This window comes from Siccirubricoccus sp. G192 (genome assembly GCF_019084075.1).
Lineage (GTDB): Bacteria > Pseudomonadota > Alphaproteobacteria > Acetobacterales > Acetobacteraceae > G192.
In genome coordinates this window covers 3,286,105-3,305,682 of the sequence record NZ_JAHREN010000001.1, presented here as the reverse complement: position 1 = coordinate 3,305,682, position 19,578 = coordinate 3,286,105, and the positions used below count along the sequence as shown (strand labels likewise).

General features: G+C 69.0%; 18 protein-coding genes and 1 tRNA gene. 17 read left to right on the top strand and 2 right to left on the bottom strand.

Going from position 1 to position 19,578, the window contains the following annotated elements; genetic code table 11:
• Window positions 1–7 precede the first annotated feature (7 nt).
• The 15 genes from gyrA to KSF81_RS15765 all read left to right on the top strand — a co-directional run bounded on the left by gyrA (window position 8) and on the right by KSF81_RS15765 (window position 14,954).
• On the top strand, window positions 8–2,734 hold the full coding sequence (gyrA, locus tag KSF81_RS15830) for a DNA gyrase subunit A (protein ID WP_217381724.1): 2,727 nt from the start codon (window positions 8–10) through the stop codon (window positions 2,732–2,734).
• Window positions 2,731–3,243 (top strand): pantetheine-phosphate adenylyltransferase, encoded by a 513-nt coding sequence (gene coaD / locus KSF81_RS15825; RefSeq protein ID WP_217379808.1) that lies wholly within the window; start codon window positions 2,731–2,733, stop codon window positions 3,241–3,243. The genes gyrA and coaD overlap by 4 nt, the downstream gene beginning before the upstream one ends.
• Window positions 3,244–3,264: 21 nt before the next feature.
• Complete coding sequence (locus KSF81_RS15820) at window positions 3,265–3,804, top strand: peptidylprolyl isomerase (protein ID WP_217379807.1); 540 nt, start codon at window positions 3,265–3,267, stop codon at window positions 3,802–3,804.
• A gap of 18 nt (window positions 3,805–3,822) precedes the next feature.
• Window positions 3,823–4,383, top strand: coding sequence for a peptidylprolyl isomerase (locus KSF81_RS15815; RefSeq protein WP_217379806.1), 561 nt, complete (start codon window positions 3,823–3,825; stop codon window positions 4,381–4,383).
• Between the two features lie 103 nt (window positions 4,384–4,486).
• Window positions 4,487–4,562 (top strand) — tRNA-Lys (locus tag KSF81_RS15810).
• 227 nt (window positions 4,563–4,789) lie between these two features.
• Complete coding sequence (locus KSF81_RS15805) at window positions 4,790–5,824, top strand: malonyl-CoA decarboxylase domain-containing protein (protein WP_254453556.1); 1,035 nt, start codon at window positions 4,790–4,792, stop codon at window positions 5,822–5,824.
• On the top strand, window positions 5,758–6,279 hold the full coding sequence (locus KSF81_RS29790; RefSeq protein ID WP_254453555.1) for a malonyl-CoA decarboxylase domain-containing protein: 522 nt from the start codon (window positions 5,758–5,760) through the stop codon (window positions 6,277–6,279). Before KSF81_RS15805 ends, KSF81_RS29790 begins: the two co-directional genes overlap by 67 nt.
• Window positions 6,280–6,322: 43 nt before the next feature.
• Window positions 6,323–7,648 (top strand): SLC13 family permease, encoded by a 1,326-nt coding sequence (locus KSF81_RS15800; protein WP_217379805.1) that lies wholly within the window; start codon window positions 6,323–6,325, stop codon window positions 7,646–7,648.
• 408 nt (window positions 7,649–8,056) lie between these two features.
• Window positions 8,057–9,145 (top strand): glycosyltransferase, encoded by a 1,089-nt coding sequence (locus KSF81_RS15795; RefSeq protein WP_217379804.1) that lies wholly within the window; start codon window positions 8,057–8,059, stop codon window positions 9,143–9,145.
• Between the two features lie 2 nt (window positions 9,146–9,147).
• Window positions 9,148–9,978 carry a nucleotidyltransferase family protein gene (locus KSF81_RS15790; RefSeq protein ID WP_217379803.1) on the top strand — a complete coding sequence of 277 codons (831 nt, stop codon included), beginning with the start codon at window positions 9,148–9,150 and terminating at the stop codon, window positions 9,976–9,978.
• Window positions 9,979–9,989: 11 nt separating this feature from the next.
• Window positions 9,990–10,808: a PIG-L deacetylase family protein gene (locus KSF81_RS15785; RefSeq protein WP_217379802.1), complete on the top strand. Its 819-nt coding sequence runs from the start codon at window positions 9,990–9,992 to the stop codon at window positions 10,806–10,808.
• A gap of 53 nt (window positions 10,809–10,861) precedes the next feature.
• Complete coding sequence (locus KSF81_RS15780) at window positions 10,862–11,866, top strand: glycosyltransferase (protein WP_217379801.1); 1,005 nt, start codon at window positions 10,862–10,864, stop codon at window positions 11,864–11,866.
• The gene (locus KSF81_RS15775) at window positions 11,850–12,902 is read left to right on the top strand and encodes a GNAT family N-acetyltransferase (protein ID WP_217379800.1); all 1,053 of its coding nucleotides are present in this window, start codon (window positions 11,850–11,852) and stop codon (window positions 12,900–12,902) included. The genes KSF81_RS15780 and KSF81_RS15775 overlap by 17 nt, the downstream gene beginning before the upstream one ends.
• A complete protein-coding gene (locus tag KSF81_RS15770) occupies window positions 12,902–14,029 on the top strand; it encodes a phosphopentomutase (protein WP_217379799.1) in 1,128 nt (375 codons plus the stop codon). Before KSF81_RS15775 ends, KSF81_RS15770 begins: the two co-directional genes overlap by 1 nt.
• A gap of 64 nt (window positions 14,030–14,093) precedes the next feature.
• A complete protein-coding gene (locus tag KSF81_RS15765) occupies window positions 14,094–14,954 on the top strand; it encodes a class I SAM-dependent methyltransferase (protein WP_217379798.1) in 861 nt (286 codons plus the stop codon).
• Between the two features lie 19 nt (window positions 14,955–14,973).
• Here the strand turns inward: KSF81_RS15765 and KSF81_RS15760 are convergent, their stop codons facing one another.
• Window positions 14,974–15,942 carry a D-2-hydroxyacid dehydrogenase gene (locus KSF81_RS15760; RefSeq protein ID WP_217379797.1) on the bottom strand — a complete coding sequence of 323 codons (969 nt, stop codon included), beginning with the start codon at window positions 15,940–15,942 and terminating at the stop codon, window positions 14,974–14,976.
• 108 nt (window positions 15,943–16,050) lie between these two features.
• Window positions 16,051–17,136, bottom strand: coding sequence for a hypothetical protein (locus KSF81_RS15755; RefSeq protein ID WP_217379796.1), 1,086 nt, complete (start codon window positions 17,134–17,136; stop codon window positions 16,051–16,053).
• A 599-nt stretch (window positions 17,137–17,735) separates the two neighbouring features.
• Between KSF81_RS15755 and KSF81_RS15750 the strand changes: the two genes are divergently transcribed.
• Window positions 17,736–18,416 carry an NIPSNAP family protein gene (locus KSF81_RS15750; protein WP_217379795.1) on the top strand — a complete coding sequence of 227 codons (681 nt, stop codon included), beginning with the start codon at window positions 17,736–17,738 and terminating at the stop codon, window positions 18,414–18,416.
• Window positions 18,417–18,548: 132 nt separating this feature from the next.
• Window positions 18,549–19,571 carry an amino acid ABC transporter substrate-binding protein gene (locus tag KSF81_RS15745; protein ID WP_217379794.1) on the top strand — a complete coding sequence of 341 codons (1,023 nt, stop codon included), beginning with the start codon at window positions 18,549–18,551 and terminating at the stop codon, window positions 19,569–19,571.
• Window positions 19,572–19,578: the final 7 nt, after the last annotated feature.

Here is a 19,578-nt window from a genome sequence, read left to right as displayed (position 1 = left end):
GGAGGAGATGCGGCGCTCCTACCTCGACTATGCGATGAGCGTGATCGTCGCGCGCGCCCTGCCGGATGCGCGCGATGGGCTGAAGCCGGTGCATCGCCGCATCCTCTATGCCATGCAGGAAAGCGGCTATGCCGCCGACAAGCCGCACCGCAAATCCGCCCGCGTGGTCGGCGACGTCATGGGCAAATACCACCCGCATGGCGACGCCTCGATCTACGACGCCATGGTGCGCATGGCGCAGACCTTTTCCATGCGGGTGCCGCTGGTCGATGGCCAGGGCAATTTCGGCAGCATGGACGGCGATCCGCCGGCGCAGATGCGCTACACCGAAGTCCGGCTTGCGAAATCCGCCGCCGCGCTGCTCGCCGATATCGACGAGGACACGGTCGAGTTCCAGCCGAATTACGACGAGTCGGAAAGTGAGCCGCGGGTCCTGCCCGCCGCCTTCCCGAACCTGCTGGTCAATGGCGCCAATGGCATTGCCGTCGGCATGGCGACCAATATCCCGCCGCATAATCCGGGCGAGGTCATCGATGCCGCGCTGGCGCTGATCGCGGAGCCGGCGACCACGCTCGAGCAACTGATGCAGATCGTCCCCGGGCCGGATTTCCCGACCGGCGGGCTGATCCTCGGCCGCAGCGGTATCCGTTCGGCCTTCGAGACGGGGCGCGGCTCGATCCCGCTGCGCGCCAAATGCGAGATCGAGGAGATGCGCGGCGGCCGCCAGGCCATCGTCGCCACCGAGATCCCCTATCAGGTCAACAAATCCACCCTGATGGAGCGCATCGCCGAGCTGGTGCGGAGCAAGCAGGTCGAGGGCATCAGCGACCTCCGAGACGAGAGCGACCGCGACGGGCTGCGCGTGGTGATCGAGCTGAAGCGGGACGCGACGGCGGAGGTGGTGCTGAACCAGCTCTACCGCATGACGCAATTGCAGACCTCCTTCCCGGTGAATTTCCTGGCCCTCGACAATGGCCGGCCACGGCAGATGGGGCTGATCGACGCGCTGCGCGCCTTCATCGCCTTCCGTGAGGAGGTGATCCTCCGCCGCAGCCGCTACCGCCTGGCCAAGGCGCGGGAGCGCGGGCATCTGCTGATCGGCCTCGGCATCGCGGTGGCCAATATCGACGAGGTGATCCGGGTCATCCGCGCCAGCCGCGACCCCGCCGAGGCGCGGGGCGCGCTGATGACGCGGGAATGGCCGGCCGGCGATGTCGGCGTGCTGCTGGCGCTGGTCGAGGATGCCGGCAATGTGGTCACGCCCGAGAACACCGTGCGACTGACCGAGGCGCAGGCGCGCGGCATCCTGGCCATCACCCTGCAACGGCTGACCGGGCTTGAGCGCGAGAAGATCGCGACGGAGCTGGAGGAGGTTGGCGGCCGTATCCGCGAATTGCTGGAGATCCTCGGCAGCCATCCCCGCCGCATGGAGGTGATGTCCGAGGAACTGCGCGCGGTGCGCGCCCAGGTTGCTTCGCCGCGCCTGACCGAGATCATGGACGGCATCGCCGATCTCGACGACGAGAGCCTGATCGAGCCGGGGATGATGGTCGTCACCCTGACCCGGGATGGCTATGTGAAGCGCACCTCGCTGGAGACCTTCCGGGCCCAGCATCGCGGCGGCCGCGGCCGCAGCGCGGCCTCGACCCGGCAAGACGATGTGGTGGTGCGGAGCTTCATCGCGCATACCCATCAGTGGGTGTTGTTCTTCACCAGCCGCGGCATCGCCTTCCGCGAGAAGGTCTGGCAGTTGCCGGAGGGCGGCGCGCAGGGGAAGGGCAGGTCGCTGCGCCAGGTGCTGGCGCTGCAGGATGGTGAGCAGATCACCGCCGTGCTGCCGCTGCCGCAGGATGAGGGCCTGTGGGAAGGGCTGCACCTGGTCTTTGCCACCGCGTCAGGCAATGTCCGCCGCAACCGGCTTTCCGACTTCCGCAATGTCCGGGCCGCCGGGCTCATTGCCATGAAGCTCGAGGAAGGCGACGCGCTGATCGGCGTGCAGACCTGCCGAGAGGGCGATGACGTGCTGCTGGCGACGCGCAAGGGCCGCGCCATCCGGTTCCAGGCGAACGAGGATGTGCTTCGGGTCTTTGCCGGGCGCGGCTCGGACGGTGTTCGCGGTATCCGGCTGGCCAAGGGCGATGCGGTCATCGCGCTTTCCGTGCTGCGGCACGTCACGGCCACGCCGGCCGAACGCATGGCCTATCTCAAGGCCGCTGCGCAGAAACGCCGCGCCGCGGGCGAGGAGATGGAGGCATCCCCGCCGCCCCTGGCGGAGGAAGGCGAGGAGGCCGATGCCGAGATCGCCCTGTCGCCGGAGCGCTTCGACGACCTGGAAGCGGCGGAGGAGGTCATCCTCTCGGTCACCGATGGCGGCTTCGGCAAGCGCAGCTCCGCCTATGAGTACCGGGTCACCGGCCGTGGCGGCCAGGGTATCACCGGCATAGAACTGCGGGCCCGCAACGGCCGGGAGGTGATTGCCACCTTCCCAGTTCGGCCGGGCGATGATGTGATGCTCATCACCGATGGCGGGCGCCTGATCCGCCTGCCGGCCGACCAGGTGCGAATCACCGGCCGGCAGGCAATGGGGGTGACCCTGTTGCGCCTGGATGAGGGGGAACGCGTGACCAGTTGCTTCCCGGTGGTGGATGACGGACAGCATGAGGATGCCGCCGCGGCGGCATCTGATGAAGGCATGACCGAGAACGAGCCCGAAGGCGGGCCGGGCGACCAATGACCCGGCATGTCGGCGTCTATCCGGGCACCTTCGATCCGGTGACCAATGGGCATCTCGATGTGATCGGCCGGGCGGCCCGCATCCTGGACCGCTTGGTGGTTGGCGTGGCGATGAACGCCGGGAAGGGGCCGCTGTTCCCGCTTGAGGAACGGGTGGATCTGGTGCGCGCCGAAACCGCCGCCATCGCCACCCGCACCGGCGCGGTGATTGAGGTGGTGCCCTTCGAGGGGCTGCTGGTCGGCTTCGCCCGCCAGGTCGGCGCGGATGTGATCATCCGGGGCCTGCGCGCCGTCTCCGACTTCGACTACGAGTTCCAGATGGCCGGCATGAACCGCCGCCTCGACCAGGAGATCGAGACGGTGTTCCTGATGGCCAGCGAAACGAACCAATTCATCTCCTCGCGCTTCGTGAAGGAGATCGCCCGGCTCGGCGGCAACATTACCAGTTTCGTGCCGAAGCTGACGCTGGAGCGGACGCTGGTGCGGGTAGGCCAGCCGGCGCAGGACTGACCAGGCAGGAGGAACAAGCGCATGCGGCGACGCGATATCGCCGGGCTGGCCCTTGCGGCCGGCTCGGTGCCCATGCTGGGCCGTGCCCAGGCCCCTGAGGAGCGGCTGGTGCTGCAGTTGAAGGATGGCCCCGTCACCATCCAGTTCCTGCCGGATGTGGCACCCCGGCATGTGGAGCGGATCAAGACCCTGACACGCCGCGGCTTCTATGACGGCACCGTGTTCCACCGGGTAATCGAGGGCTTCATGGCCCAGGGCGGCGACCCGCGTGGCACCGGCACCGGCGGCAGCGACCTGCCGAACCTGCCGGCCGAATTCACCAACCGCTACCGCTTCGTCCGCGGCATCTGCGGCATGGCCCGCTCCGGCGATCCCAATAGCGCGAACAGCCAGTTCTTCATCATGTTCGCGCCGGCCCCGAGCCTCGATGGCCAGTATACCATCTGGGGCCGCGTCATCGCGGGCATGGAAGCGGTGGACAAGATCAAGCGCGGCTCCGGCCCCAGCGGCATGGTGCAAAATCCGGACAAGCTGATTCGCGCCACCATCACCACCGCCTGACCACAAAGGATTCCCTCCATGAGCGATGAGACCCCGGCCCCAGGCCAGACCCCCGAGCCCGCGGCCGCCCCCACCAATGCCGGCGGCGAGGACACGCTGATCCTGGAATTGAAGGACGGCAATGTCACGATCGAGCTGCTGCCCGATCTGGCACCTCGGCATGTCGAGCGCATCAAGACCCTGGTCCGCGCCGGTTTCTATGATGGCACGGTGTTCCACCGGGTGATCGAGGGCTTCATGGCGCAGGGTGGCGATCCCACCGGCACCGGCACCGGCGGCGCGCGCGAGCAGGGCCATGCCGACCTGCCGGCGGAATTCTCGCCGCCGAGCAAGGCTCGCTTCCAGCGCGGCACCTGCGGCATGGCGCGGGCCCAGAACCCGGACAGCGCGAACAGCCAGTTCTTCATCATGTTCGCGCCGGCACCGAGCCTCGATGGCCAGTACACCATCTGGGGCCGGGTGGTGTCCGGCATGGAAGCGGTGGACAAGATCAAGCGCGGCTCCGGCGGCAATGGCATCGTGCAGGGTCCGGACAAGCTGTTGCGCGCCCGCATCGCGGCCGATGCGGCGGCAGCCTGAGGCGACCTCGGAAGCCGCTTCGGCGAAGCCACCCGCGGCATTGATCCGCAAGGGTTGACAGACCGGCGCCCCCGGGCTTTTGGGGGCGCCGGGCAGCGCCTGTGAGCCGGTAGCTCAGTCGGTAGAGCACGGGACTTTTAATCTCGTGGCCGTGGGTTCGAGTCCCACCCGGCTCACCATCCTTGAAGCATCCGGCATTTTTTGCTGACCGCCCATCTTCTCTGGCCGGCCATCCCGGTCCGTGCCGCATTGCGTGCCATCGGGATTGTTCCAGGGCAAAGCCACGAGAGTGAACAGGGTCGGCACATCGGCCGCCAGCGCCGCCGCGACGGCGGCCCCGCACTGCCGGAGCAGCGGCGCTTGGAAATTCGCGTGACCATGCCACAATGGCCAGGGGAGGAGCCGCATGCCACCTGCCGCAGCGCCCACCGCCAGCCCGTCCGGCCTGCCGTCCAACCGTAGCTGGCTGGAGCGGCTCTGGACCGGCATCGCCGACCGCGGCCGCGCCTATGCCGATGTGCCAGCCGCCGGCTTGCCGCCGCTCGACCGCGCCCGCCGCCTGGCTGAGGCCATGCTCTCCGAGCGCGGCGAGGCTTCCGGCGCCGCCGTCGCGCGCGAGTTGCTCGAGAGCCTGGCCGCCCTGCAAGGCGAGGATCGCCTCGCCTTCTTCCGCTTTCTCGCCGATGGCTTCGCCCCGAATCCGGACCGTCTGCGCGAGGCGGCTGAAGCCTGGCTTGCCGGGCCGACGATCGAGTCCGCTGCCCGCCTCGCCGACGCCGCCGAGCCGCCGCGGCAGGAACTGCTCCGGCGGATGAACATGGCGCCCGGCGGCACCGCCGCCCTCGTCAAGCTGCGGGAAGAACTGCTCGGCCTGCTGCGCGCCGAGCCGACGCTCCGTTTCCTGGATGCAGATCTGCGTCATCTTTTCGCCTCATGGTTCAACCGGGGCTTCCTGGAGTTGCGGCGGATCGACTGGCAGACCCCGGCCGCGGTGCTGGAGAAGCTGATTGCCTATGAGGCGGTGCACGAGATCCAGGGCTGGGAAGACCTCCGCCGCCGATTGGCCGCGGACCGCCGCTGCCTCGCCTTCTTCCATCCGGCCCTGCCAGGGGAACCGCTGATCTTCGTCGAGGTCGCGCTGGTCCAGGGCCTCGCCTCGGCAGTGCAGCCATTGCTGTCGCGCGGCGACCCGATAGACGACCCGGCACGTGCCGATACGGCGATCTTCTATTCCATCTCCAACTGCCAGGAGGGGCTGCGCGGCATTTCCTTCGGCAACTTCCTCATCAAGCAGGTGGTGGAGGAACTGAAGGCGGAATTGCCGCAGCTTACCCAATCGCGACCCTCTCTCCTGTGCCTGGCCTTCGCCGGTGGTTGGAGCGGCAACTGGCCGCGCCGCCCGAGGGCGGGCTCTTCCGGCCGGAGGAAGCGGCGGCGCTGACCGTGGCCGCGGGACTGCCTGGTCCGGTGGAGGCTTTCGCCGCCCTGACGGCCGAGGGGTGGTGGCGGGAGGAGACATCGCGGGAGGCGCTGCGCGCGCCGCTGCTGCGCCTCACCGCCACCTATCTGACGCGGCCGAATACCGGCAGGCCCGGCATCGACCCGGTGGCGCGGTTCCATCTCGGCAATGGCGCGCGGCTCGAGCGGATCAACTGGCTCGGCAATACCTCGGCGCGAGGCATGCGCGAGAGTTTCGGCGTGATGGTGAACTACCTCTATGACCGCGAGGCGATCGAGGCGAACCACGAGGCGTTCGTTCATTCCGGCCAGGTGATGCGCTCCACCGCCGTCGATGCGCTGCTGCATCCGCCGCGCGGTGCCGCCTTGCCGCCATCGCGTTCCGCCCTCGCGCGCCTGCTCGGCGGAGAGGAGAAGACCGGCCCCAAACCCGGCTGACCGGGCGAGACGACGAGGACCCCCCCCTTACGAGGAAACCCCGATGTCCCCGCAGGCCGCCTCCATCCTGGGGCTGGTAGCGATGTTCGTCATCGCCACGGCGCTGCCGATCAACATGGGCGCACTGGCCTTCGCCATGGCCTTCCTGATCGGCACGACCTATGTCGGCATGCCGGCCGACCGCATCATAGCTGGTTTTCCCGGCGATCTCTTCGTGACGCTGGCCGGCATCACCTATCTCTTCGCCATAGCGCAGAAGAACGGCACCATCGACTGGCTGGTGCGCCAGGCGGTCCGTGCCGTGCGGGGGCATATCGCCGCCATCCCCTGGGTGATGTTCGCGGTTGCCGCGACGCTGACCGGCGTCGGCGCCGTGAGTCCGGCGGCCTGCGCCATCCTGGCCCCCATCGCGCTGCAATTCGCCAGGGCCTATGGCATCAGCCCGCTGATGATGGGGCTGCTGGTGATCCATGGCGCGCAGGGCGGCGGCTTCTCCCCTATCAGCATCTATGGCGGCATCACCAACCAGATCGTCGTCCGTTCCGGCCTGCCGCTGAACGAGACGGCCCTTTTCCTCGCAAGCCTCGGCTACAACCTGCTGGTCGCGATCGGCGTATTCCTCGCTTTCGGCGGCCTTACCCTACTGTCCCGCCGGGCCGTGGAGCCGGCAGCGGAGGGCGGCGGCAGCGTGGTCACCGACCTGCCCCTCGAGGGTCATGGGACGGCGGCCGATGCCAGCCTCACCCCGCCGACCGTCCCGGCGGCGGAACGGCTGAGCTTCCAGCAATTGGCGACGCTGCTGGGCCTCGCGGCCGTCGCCATCGGCGCGCTGGCCTTCAACCTGAATGTCGGCCTGGTTGCGGTGACGGTCGCGGTGGCGCTGACGCTGCTCGCCCCCAATGAGCAGAAGGGCGCGGTGGACAAGATTGCCTGGTCCACCATCCTGCTGGTCGGCGGCGTCATCACCTATGTCGGGGTGCTGCAGAAATCCGGCGCGATCGATGCGGTGGGGCAGGGCGTCTCGGATATCGGCGCGCCGCTGCTGGCCGCGCTCCTGCTCTGCTATATCGGCGGGATCGTTTCGGCCTTCGCCTCCTCGGTCGGGGTCCTGGGGGCCACCATCCCGCTGGCGGTGCCCTTCCTGTTGCAGGGGCATATCGGCCCGGTGGGGATGATCGCGGCACTCGCCATTTCCTCCACCGTCGTGGATGTCAGCCCCTTTTCCACCAACGGGGCCCTGGTGGTGGCGAATGCCCAGCCGGAGGAGCGGGAGGAGATCTACCGCCGCTTCCTGCTCTACAGCATCCTGGTGGTGCTGGCGGGCCCGCCGCTGGCCTGGCTGATGTTCATCGTGCCGGGTTGGCTATGACGCCGTGGCCAGAGAGGCGGGGTGGCGCACGCTCGTTCGGCGCCCAACGACTCCTTCACCGTGATCTCCCCGCGCGGCGCGGTCTTCGTGCCATGGCCTTCTTCTGGTCGGCCCCGGAAACGACTCCCCGGTAGGGATCGGGCTCGAAACGAGCGGAACCGCAAGCCCCTGTAGAGGTTCAGGGGAAGTTGTTTGATCCCCGAAAGCCTCGTGCGCCATGCCCTTCGACGACAACGCCACCACCGGCCATGCCATCGCTGACCGGCCGGGGTGGAAGCTGAGTGAGCGCCTCGATGCCAGGCTTCGCCTTGCTTCACCGCGGCGGTCCCGCCCGGCAAACCATTCATTCCAAGGAGGCCGGCGCGAACCACCGCCTTGTGGTGGCCAGGTCGGGGAGGCGCGAGCCTGATGAAGCTTGTCGTATTCGGCCTGACCATCACCTCCTCCTGGGGCAACGGCCATGCAACCTTGTGGCGGTCGCTGTGCCGGGGGCTGGCGCGGCGTGGGCACCGGGTCACCTTCTTCGAGCGTGACACATCCTGGTATGCCGGGGCGCGCGACCTGGCGGAAATGCCCGGCCTGGAGACGGTGCTCTATCCCGATTGGGACAGCGTGCGGCGGCGCGCCGAACAGGAGCTGAATGGGGCGGATGTGGGGATGGTGACGTCCTATTGCCCGGACGGTATCGCGGCCTCCGCGCTGCTGTTGTCCTCCACCTTGCCGGCGCGGCTGTTCTACGATCTCGACACACCCGTCACCCTGGATCGCCTGGCGGCGGGCGAGCGGGTGGCCTATCTGCCACCCGAGGGTCTCTCAGGCTTCGACCTGGTGCTGAGCTTCACCGGCGGCGCGGCGCTGCAGCGGCTGCGCTCGGAACTCGGCGCCCGCGAGGCCGTGCCGCTCTATGGCAGCGTGGACCCCGCATCGCACCATCCGGTGCCGCCGGTGGAGGACTTCCGTGGCGATCTCTCCTATCTCGGCACCTATGCCGCCGACCGGCAGCCAGCGTTGGAGCGGCTCTTCGTCGAAGCGGCGCGGCGCCTGCCGGACCGGCGCTTCGTCATCGGCGGCGCGCTGTATCCGCAGGATTTCCCCTGGGCGGAGAACATCTTCTTCCTCCGCCACATGCCGCCGCCGCAGCACCCGGCCTTCTTCTCCTCCTCGCGCCTGACGCTGAACGTGACGCGGCGCGCGATGGCGGCGCTGGGCTGGTGCCCCTCCGGCCGCATCTTCGAAGCCGCCGCCTGCGGCACTCCGATCCTGAGCGACTGGTGGGAAGGGCTGGACCATTTCTACACGCCTGGCGAGGAGATCCTGATCGCCCGCAGCACCGGGGACACCATCGCCGCCCTGGACCTGAGCAATGCGGAACTGCACCGGATCGCCACGCGGGCACGGCAGCGCACACTCGAGGAGCATGGCTGCGACCGACGCGCCGCCGAGTTGGAAGCCGTGCTCGGCCGGATCGGCTCATCCGCGGCGGAATTGGAGGCTTGAGCATGTGGGGCATCATCCCGGCGGCCGGCATCGGCAGCCGCATCCAGCCTCTGGCCTTCTCGAAGGAGTTGCTGCCGGTCGGCAGCCGCCTCGATGGCGGGGTGGAGCGCCCGCGCGCCGTCAGCGAACACCTGATCGAACGCATGATCGCCGGCGGCGTGGACAAGATCTGTTTCGTCATCGCCCCGGGCAAGAGCGATATCATCAACTACTATGGTGCGCGGATCGGCTCTGCGCAGATCGCCTATGTGGTGCAGGCGGAGCCCGCCGGGCTTTGCGATGCGATCTTCTGCGCCAGCCCCTTCATCGGCAGCGGGGAGCCGGTGGCGATCGGCCTGCCCGACACGATCTGGTTCCCGGAGAATGGCCTGGCGCTGCTTCCCGATGATGTCCTGTCCTTCCTCCTTTTTCCGGTCGAGCATCCGGAATTCTTCGACGCGGTCGTGACCGATGCCGGCGGCCGGGTGGAGGAGATCCAGGTGAAGCGGCGGGACACCCGCTCCCATTGGGTCTGGGGCGCCTTCAAGATGCCCGGCCAGGTCCTGCATGACCTGCATGCGCTGTGGCGCGAGCCCGGGCGCGGCGACGAGTATTTCGGCACGCTGGTCAATGCCTGGCTCGCCCGCGGCGGGGTGGCGCAGGGTATCCGTGCCGGCGAAACCTATGTGGATGTGGGCACCATGCATGGCTACCGCGAGGCCGTGGCGCTCCTCAGCACCCGGCCCTGCGGCGAGCATCGGGAGGTGCTGCCCTTCCGGGCCCTGCAGCAGCGCGCAGCCTTGCGCAGCGCGGCGGCGCGCCCGGATCAGGCGCCGGCCGCGAACGGGGATTGAGCCCGGACGCCATGGCGGAAGCCGCAGCCCTCCTCGCCTGGCTCGCTTCGGGGGCAGGCACGACGGACCTTCCCCTGCTGGTCGTCGCCGCGCATCCGGATGACGAGGTGATCGGGCTCGGCGCGCAATTGCCGCGGTTCCGCAATGCGACGCTCCTGCATGTGACGGATGGGGCGCCGCGCGACGGGCGGGACGCGGCCATACATGGCTTTGCCGATCCCGGCGCCTATGCCGCCGCACGGCGCGGCGAGCTGCTGGCCGCCCTGCGCCTGGTGGGCATCGGCGCCGACCGGGCGCTGGATTTCGGCATTCCCGACCAGCAGGCCGCGCTTGACCTGCCGGGCCTCACCCGCCGGATTGCCGATCTGGTCGGGGAGAGGCGCCCCGCGGTACTCGTCACCCATCCCTATGAGGGCGGCCATCCCGACCATGACGCGACGGCCTTCGCGGTGCAGGCGGCGTTGCGGCTGCTCCGCCCTCCGCGCCCGGTGCTTCTGGAGATGGCGTGCTATCATGCCGGGCAGGGCGGTATCGCGGTCGGCTGCTTCCTTCCCGCGGTGGGCTGCGAGCCGGTGACGATCACGCTTTCCCCGCAGGACTGCGCCCTCAAGCGGAGCATGATCGGTTGCTTCACCACGCAACGGCAGGTCCTGGCGGGTTTCCCGATCGGCACCGAGAGCCTGCGCCCGGCGCCGCGCCACGACTTTACGCAGCCGCCGCATCCGGGCCGGCTCCACTATGAGAATTTCCCCTGGGGCATGACCGGGGCGCGCTTCCGCTGCCTTGCCGCGCAGGCCCTGCGGGATCTCGGCATGGGAGGCGTGCCCTGAGCCTCACCATCCTGCAGGTCGCCTATCCCTTCGCACCCACCGGCCCGGATGCCGTGGGCGGCGCGGAGCAAGTGCTGAGCCTGCTCGACCACGCCCTGGCAGGAATGGGGCATGCCTCTGTCGTGGTCGCCTGCGAGGGCTCGGCGACCGCCGGCCCGCTGCTTGCCACGCCGCTGCCGGCCGGCCCCCTGCCGGATGCGGCGCGCCAAGCCGTGCAGGCGGCGCATCGCCGCAACGTCGAATGCGCGCTGGATCGGCATGCGATCGACCTCGTGCATATGCATGGCCTGGACTTCCACGCCTATCTACCGCCGCCCGGCGTGCCGGTGCTGGCCACCCTGCACCTGCCGCCCGCCTGGTATCCGCGGGATATCTTCCGGCTGGCGCGGCCGGAGACCTGGCTGCATTGCGTGTCCTGGACGCAGCACCGCGCCTGCCCGCCCTCCGCCGCGCTACTGCCGCCGGTCGGCAACGGCGTGGTGGTGGAGGAATTGCCGGCCCGGGTCTCGCGGCGCGGCTTCGCCCTCAGCCTCGGCCGGATCTGCCCGGAGAAGAACCAGCACCAGGCGCTGGAGGCCGGCAGCCTGGCCGGTGTCCCGGTGCTGCTCGGCGGCCAGGTTTTCCCCTATGCCGAGCACGAGCGCTATTGGCGTGACGCCGTCGCGCCGTTGCTGGCGCAGGGACCGCATCGCTTCCTCGGCGTGGTGGGCTTTGCGCGCAAGCGCCGCCTGCTGAGCGCGGCGCGCTGCCTCGTCTCCACCAGCCTGGCACCGGAGACCAGCTCGCTGGTGGCAATGGAGGCGCTGGCTTGCGGCACGCCGGTCGTCGCCTTCCCCTCGGGCGCCTTGCCCGAGATTGTCGAGCATGGCGTGACCGGCTTCCTCGTACGGAATCCCCGGGAGATGGCAGAGGCGATCCGGGAGGCTGCGACGCTGGACCCGGAAGCCTGCCGCGCCACTGCGCGCCGGCGCTTCTCGGCCGCGGCGATGGTGGCGCGCTACGCCGATCTCTATGCGCGGCTGGCCCGCCCGGGACAGATCCATGCCGAGATCGCCTGACGCGCCGCTGCATGTCGAGGAGGCAACCGGGACGGCCGGGCTGGAGCAGTTGCGGCCGGATTGGGCCAGGCTTTGGGCAATAGTGCCCTCCGCCACCCCCTTCCAGTCGCCGGACTGGCTGATCCCGTGGTGGCGGCATATCGGCGAGGGCGAGCTGCTAACCCTGGCCATCCGGGAGAGCGGCGAGCTTGTCGGGCTGCTGCCCTTCTATATCTACACCCAGCCCGGGGACGGTGGGCGCCGTCTCTTTCCGCTTGGCATCGGCACCACGGATTATCTGGATGCGCTGGTCGCGCCGGGGCGCGAGCGCGAGGTGATGGCGCTCGGCTTCCAGCATCTCGCCGCGCGGCGCGGCCGGTTCGAATTCGGTGAATGGCCGCAGCTCCGCCCCGGCTCGCCGCTGCTGGAAGTGCCGGCGCCGGCCGGCTGGTCGGACCGGACCGAACCCGCCGAGCCCTGTCCGATCCTGCATCTGCCGCAGGACTTCGAGGCGCTTGGCGATACCGTCTCGCGCAAGACGCTGCGCGACCTGCGGACCCATCGCAAACGCGCCGAACTGGCGGGCGCGACGCGCTGGGAAAGCGCGAGTGCGCAGAATTTGGAAGAACTCTTCGAGGCCCTGCTGCGCCTGCATGCAGCACGCTGGGCGACCCGGGAGGAAGCCGGCGTCCTCGCCTCTCCCGCCGTCCAGGCGGCCCACCGAGCGGCGCTGCCGGGGCTGCTGCGCAGCGGCATGTTGCGGTTCCATGCCCTGCGCCTGGAGGGTGCGGTCGTGGCGGTGCTCTATGCCCTGGCGGACCCTCCCGGCCGTGCGGAGCGGCGGCTCTATTTCTATCTCAGCGGCTTCGACCCGGCGCTCGAACGGCTCAGCCCCGGGATGCTGCTGGTCGGCCATGCGATCGAGCAGGCGATTGATGAGGGCATAGCCATCGCCGATTTCCTGCGCGGGCAGGAACGCTACAAGTATTTCTGGGGCGCGCAGGACTCCCCCACCTTCCGCCGCGTCCTGGCGCCACCTGCTGAAGGAGTGCCGTGATGCGCGCCCTGCTGATCGTGCTGGACAGCGTCGGCGTCGGCGGAGCACCGGATGCGGCGCAATACGGGGATGCAGGGGCCGATACGCTTGGCCATATCCGGCAGCACACCGGGCTGCACCTGCCAACGCTCTGCTCGCTCGGTCTCGACCGCATCATGGGGGCGGAGGGTGATGGCGAGCCGCGCGCGAGCCATGGCCGCATGCGGGAATGCTCCGCCGGCAAGGACAGCACCACCGGGCATTGGGAAATCGCCGGCGTCGTGCTCGACCAACCCTTCGCGGTTTTCGAACGCTTCCCGGATGCGCTGGTCCAGGCGATCGAGCGTGAGGCCGGCACCCGCTTCCTCGGCAACCTTCCCGCCAGCGGCACGCAGATCATCGCTGACATGGGGGAGGAGCATCTACGGACAGGCTGCCCCATCCTCTACACGTCAGCCGATTCGGTGCTGCAGATCGCGGCGCATGAGGAGGTGGTGCCGATCGGCCGCCTCTATGCGATCTGCGAGGTGGCGCGTCGGCATGCGGATGCCTGGGGCGTCGGCCGGGTCATCGCCCGCCCCTTCATCGGCGGGCCCGGCGCCTTCACCCGCACGCCCCGCCGGCACGATTTCTCCATGCGGCCGCCGCCGACCGTGCTGGACGCGATCAGCGCGGCGGGATTGCCGGTGAAATCCATCGGCAAGGTCGCGGACCTCTTTGCCGGCCAGGGAATCACCGAGGCGCATCCGACGGAGTCGAATGCTGAGGGCATGCGCCTCACCCGGGCGGTGTGGCGCGACACGGAGGCGGGCCTCGTCTTCACCAATCTGGTGGATTTCGACACGGTCTATGGGCACCGGCGCGATGCGGCGGGCTATGCAGGCGCGCTGCTCGAATTCGACGCCTGGCTGGGCGGCTTCCTGCCGGATTGCGAGGAGGACGACCTTATCATCATCACCGCCGACCACGGCAATGACCCGACCTTCCGCGGCACGGACCATACACGGGAGGAGGTGCCGCTGATCGTCCTCCACAAATCCCGCCGCGACGCGCTCGGCACACGTGCGAGCTTCGCCGATATTGCCGCCAGCCTGGCGGAATTCTTCGGGGTCGGGCCGTGGCGGACCGGTACCTCCTTCCTGGCCTGACCGACAGGGGCCTCCATGAGCGATGATCCGGCCGGGGGGTTGGTTGTCGCGGGCGCCCGCTGCCATGCGCCCGGTCCTGGAGGAATGCCTGCACGGCAGCATCTCCGCGCCGGTCGCGCTCATGCGGCTGCTGTTGGCGGGAATGTCGGCGGCAGCGGTAGCCGCCGGCCTCGAAGCGCTCCAGGGCCCGGACCTGCCGGCCCGGCTGGCGGAACTGGTGGCCCTGGCGCGGCGGCAGCACGATGGCCTGGCGCTGCTGGAACGGATGGTCAGGGCCGGTTCGGATCACCGCCCGGCGCCCACCGCCGAGGCCGGCATCACCGCCAGCCGCGCAATGTTCGACCAGCTCGTCCGCATCAGCCCGGAGGCGAGCGTCGCCGCCTATTCCCTCGGCGATCCGCGGCTGCTGGAGGAGGCGACGCGCGAGGTCCTGGACTGGCTGCGCGGCCACGGGCTGCTGCAAGGGCATCCGGATGTGCTGGATCTCGGCTGCGGCATCGGGCGGTTTGCTGCGGTGCTCGCGCCACATGCCCGGAGCGTGCTCGGGCTGGATGTCTCGCCCGGCATGATCGAGGCGGCACGGGTGCGCTGCGCAGGGATTGGCGGGCTCCGCTTCGAGACCTGCGCCGGCCACGATCTCCTGGCATGGGCCGACGCCTCCTTCGACCTCGCGCTCGCCGTCGATGTCTTCCCCTATCTTGTCCAGGCCGGCCTGGACCTTGCGGAGCGGCATGTGGCGGAGGCGGCCCGCATCCTGCGGCCGGGCGGCAGCCTGGTGATCCTGAATTTCAGCTATCGCGGCGAGGCGGCCGACCGGTCCGACCTGGCCCGCATGGCGGCACGGGCCGGCCTTGCCGTGCTCCGGAATGGGACGCGGGAGTTGTCCCTTTGGGATGGCCTGGCATTCTGGCTGAGGCGGCCCTGATACCCGGCCTTCCGGCCGGTCAGACGATCTGGTTCTTCAGCGCGTTCTCGCCGCGCCAGAGTCGGCCCAGATTCTCCAGCAGCAGGTCGATGACGTTATCCTCGTAGCGTCGGGTCTCGCCGGCCGTATGCGGCGTGATCAGCACGTTCGGCATCGCCCAGAGCGGGCTGTCGGCAGCCAGCGGCTCGACTTCGGTGCAGTCGAGGGCTGCGCCGGCGATACGGCCCTGGGCCAGCGCCTCGATCACCGCCGCTTCCACGCAGACACGGCCACGCGCGACATTGATCAGATGGGCGGAGGGTTTCATCAGCGCCAGGGCTTCGGCGCCGATCAGCCCCTCGGTTTCCGGCGTAAGCGGGCAGGTGAGGGCGACGACATCCGCCTGCGGCAGCAGCACCTTCAGCCGGTCCAGCCCATGCACCTCATCGGCGCCGTTGCGGCCGCCACTGGGATCGCGGCGGATGCCGATCACCTTGAGGTCGAAGGCCTTCGCAAGCTGCGCCAGCCGCCCACCAATGCGGCCGAGGCCAACGATCAGCAGCGTCTTGCCGCCGAGTTCATCCTCGCGGCGCGCCAGGTCGCCGATCATGCCGCGCCAGACGCGCTTCGCCTGGTTGTCACGCGCCTCCGGCAGCAAGCGGCTGAGCGCCAGGATCAACGCCATGGCGTGTTCCGAGACCGCCCGCGCATTCGCCCCCTGGGCGCTGGCCAGGCGGATGCCGGCGGCACGCAGCGCATCCTTGCCGTACTGGTCGACACCGGCACTGATCGACTGGATGAAGCGCAATTTCGGCGCCCGCTGGATCAGCGCGTCGTTCCAGAGGCCGGAGACGACCAGGACATCCGCCTCGGCGAGGCCGGCATCCAGCGCGGCGCGGTCGCGCACCTCGATGCTGCGGATACCGGTGCCGCGCAGCGCGAAGCGGTCCTGCATGCGGTAGGCCGCATGGGCGAAGCAGATGGTCAGCGCGTCCTTTGCCGGCAGCATGGCTCAACCTTTTCGGGGGTAGCGGATGATTGCCGGACGGATCGGCCCGGCGCAAGCGGGGCCGTCAGCGACGGCAGGCAAGATCAGCCCTGTGCCGGCTCCGTCTGGTCAGCGCCATGAGACGCAGCCGTCGCGAATGTGCATCATCTCGCCATAGGACAGGCTTGCACCCTGCTGGTACCGGAAAACGGCGTCGCTGCAGCGGCGATCGATCGCAAAGGAGGTTCGCGCCGTGCGGCGGGCCGGATGGGCCGGGGCGCCAACTCCGATCTCCGGTCCTGGCGGGATCTCGGCGCCGACCAATGGCGCCGGGGTCGCCTGGCCGGCCGATGAGGGGGCGATGGGTGGCAAGGGCGCTGCCGGTGGCGTCCATGCGGCGAAGTTGCTGGCCGGCGGCTGCACGGCTGCGGGTGCCTGGGTGGCGGGCGTATCGGCCGCCGTTCCCGCCTGGACGGGTGGCGGCGCCTGAGGAGCGGCGTGGAGCACCGGCCCCGCGGCTGCGGGTGTCGCGCCGGCGATGGATGAGGGCCGAGGCATGGGCGATTGCATGGCGCTGTCCGGTCGCGGCATCCAGAGGATGCCGGTCGCCAGGCCGAGCCCGAAGGTGCTGACCAATACCAGCGCCGCCAAGCCGGTTCGCGCGGCGGCTCTGCCTCCCGGCAGCGACAGGATGCCACCGTCGGATCGGCGCGGCGGCGGCCTGCCGGTTCCCAACGCCTCCCAGGTCACGCCGCTGTCCAGGGCGCTGTGCAGGGCGGAAATCCAGGCTTCGCCACCGGAAACGCGCAATGGGAGTTCGACCGCAAAAGCCTGATCCAGCATCCATTGCAGGCCGTGGATTTCCTCATGGCCGATCCTGCAATGGACGATCGGCAGGAAGCCACGGCAGGAGGATGAGAAATCGGCGGCATTCAGCATCCGCCGCAGCCGCGCCTCCGCATCGAAAGTCTCGCCAGGCTCCAGGTCGATCAGCGCAACGCCGATATCCGGATGCGCGAGGACGAAGCAGCCCCCCGCATCCCCTGGCTCCTCCACATTGGAGCGGCAACGGCCGACCAGGGTCCAATCCTCGCGCAGCACCGACAGGAGATGGGATAGAACGTCGGGAGCCCTGTGCCGTGCGGCGGGCCCGATGCTGCCCAGAGGCTGCCGATCAGTGTCCACGCTGTCCTCATTGATAGTCATCGTCGTCATAATAAGCCCTGGCTGGCCTTTGGTCCGAAAACATGCGCGTCAGCAGCCAAGAAAAGCAGGGTTGACGGCGGCTTCCGATGCTGCCACCTCAAAAACTGAGGCAGACCCGCAAGGGCAGGCCATCTGCGGCAGCGACCAGATCCTCACGTTGCACCCAAGGACCGATGCAGTTTGTTGTTTCAACGGCCGGTTATAAGAATTTTGCGTAGATTACTTTTCATGCTCTAGAAATGTACCTGGGAGGGAGCCCAAAGAGGCTTCCGCATGTGGTTGGTTCATTCTGCAACCGCCGGTATGACTACAGGATGGGAATACCGCGTCAAAGCCTAGGTGGCCCTGGGGCGAACCTGGCCAACCGGCCTTGCGGGGCAGCTCCGCATTGCGCCGCTGCTGCTACTTATGGCGCGACTCCAGCGCTCATGACGAGGCGCTTTGGGCATGAATCCAGCGCGCCGACTCCGCCCGCCATCTTGCGCGGCTTGGCGAAGCGGCCCTGGCCGCAGCCGTCGGGCAGGGCGGCACCGCCCGTTGACCGGCGCCGGAGAGTATGCGGCACTCCCGCCGAAGCCCGCCCCATGGCGGGAGTGGGGAGGGACACCATGTTCGTCGAACAGCGCATGTACACGGCGCATCCGGGCAAGATCGCAGCCTGGCTGAAGCTGTATGAGGAGATCGGCGGCCCCTGCTCGGCGCGCCATGTCGGTCCGCTGCTCGGCTTCTTCACGACGGAATTCGGCCCCCTGAACCGCGCCGTCTTCCTGCGCGGCTTCGACGACATCGACGACCGCGAGCGCGGCCTGGCGGCGCGCGAGGCCGATCCGGAATGGGCACGCTTCCGCGGCGAGAGCGCCAAGACCGGCGCGCTGGCGCAGCAGGAGAACAAGCTCCTGAAGACGGTGGGCTTCTCGCCCATCCAGAAGGCCGGGCAGGGCTTCACCCGCAAGATCGGCGGCACCGGCATGGTGGTGGACCACCGCACCTACGATTTCCATCCCGGCAAGATCGGCGGCTGGCTCGATGCCTATGAAAAGATGGCCCTGCCGGTGCAGAACAAGCATCTCGGCCAGTTGCTGCTCTTCACGGTGACGGAATGCGGGCCGATCAACCAGGCGGTCTTCCTGTGGGCCTATGAGGGCCTCGGTGACCGCGACCGCCGCCGCACGGCCATGGCCGCCGATCCTGCCTGGGGCGAGTTCGGCCGTGCCACCGCCGCCCTCGGCGCCCTGAAGCAGCAGACGACGATGGTGCTGAAGCCCACCGCCTTCTCGCCCATCCGGTAGGTCGAAAATGCCGGTTTCGGAGGGAATCCGATCCGGGGCCGGCATTTTCCCCCTTCACCGGGGCGCCGTGAACCGCTCCCATGCGCTGGTGCCCCCGCCGCTGAGGGGGCGCCAACCAATGGGGAGCTTTCCATGTCCTTGCGACGCATCGCCGCCGCCGCGCTTGCGGCCATCGGCCTCACCGCCGGCGCGGCGGAGGCCGGCCAGACCTTCGACAATGTGCGGCAACGCGGCACGCTCCATTGCGGCGTGAATGTCGGCGTCGCCGGCTTCTCGCTGCCGGACAGCCAGGGCGTCTGGCGCGGCCTCGATGCCGATCTCTGCCGCGGATTGGCGGCGGCGCTCTACGGCGATCCCTCCAAGGTGCGCTTCGTGCCGCTCACCGCGGTGCAGCGCTTCACCGCACTGCAATCCGGCGAGATCGATGTGCTGATCCGCCAGACCACGCTCACCTTGACGCGCGACACCACGCTCGGTCTGCGCATGGTGATCGCCAATCTCTATGACGGCCACGGCTTCATGGTGCGGAAGGACGCCAATGTCGCCGACCCGAAGGGGATGGATGGCATGACCATCTGCCTCTCGCCCGGCACCACGAATGAACTGGTCACGGCCGACTGGTTCAGGGCCAACAATCTCCGCTTCACGCCGCTGCTGCAGGAGCGGATGCAGGACAGCGCGACCTCGCTGCAGAACGGCCGCTGCGACGCCATCGGCACGGATGCGACGCAATTGGCCGCGCTGCGCAGTCAGTTCACCCAGCCGGCGGATTTCGTCATCCTGCCGCAGCGTTTCTCCAAGGAGCCCTATGGTCCGGTCGTGCGGCGGGACGACCAGGAGTGGTTCGACGTGGTGCGCTGGACCGTCTCCGCGCTGATCCAAGCGGAAGAACTGGGCGTCACCAGCCAGAACGCCGAACAACTGCGGCGGAGCAGCCCGAATCCGGAGATCCGACGGCTGCTCGGGTCGGATCCGCTGCTCGGCAATGCGCTGAAGCTTGATCCGGCCTGGGCCTATAACGCCATCCGTGCCATCGGCAATTACGGCGAGTTGTTCGACCGCAATATCGGCCCCAGCACGCCGATCGGGCTGGATCGCGGCCTGAACCGGCTCTGGACCGATGGCGGGCTGATGTATTCCTGGCCGATGCGTTGACCGATCC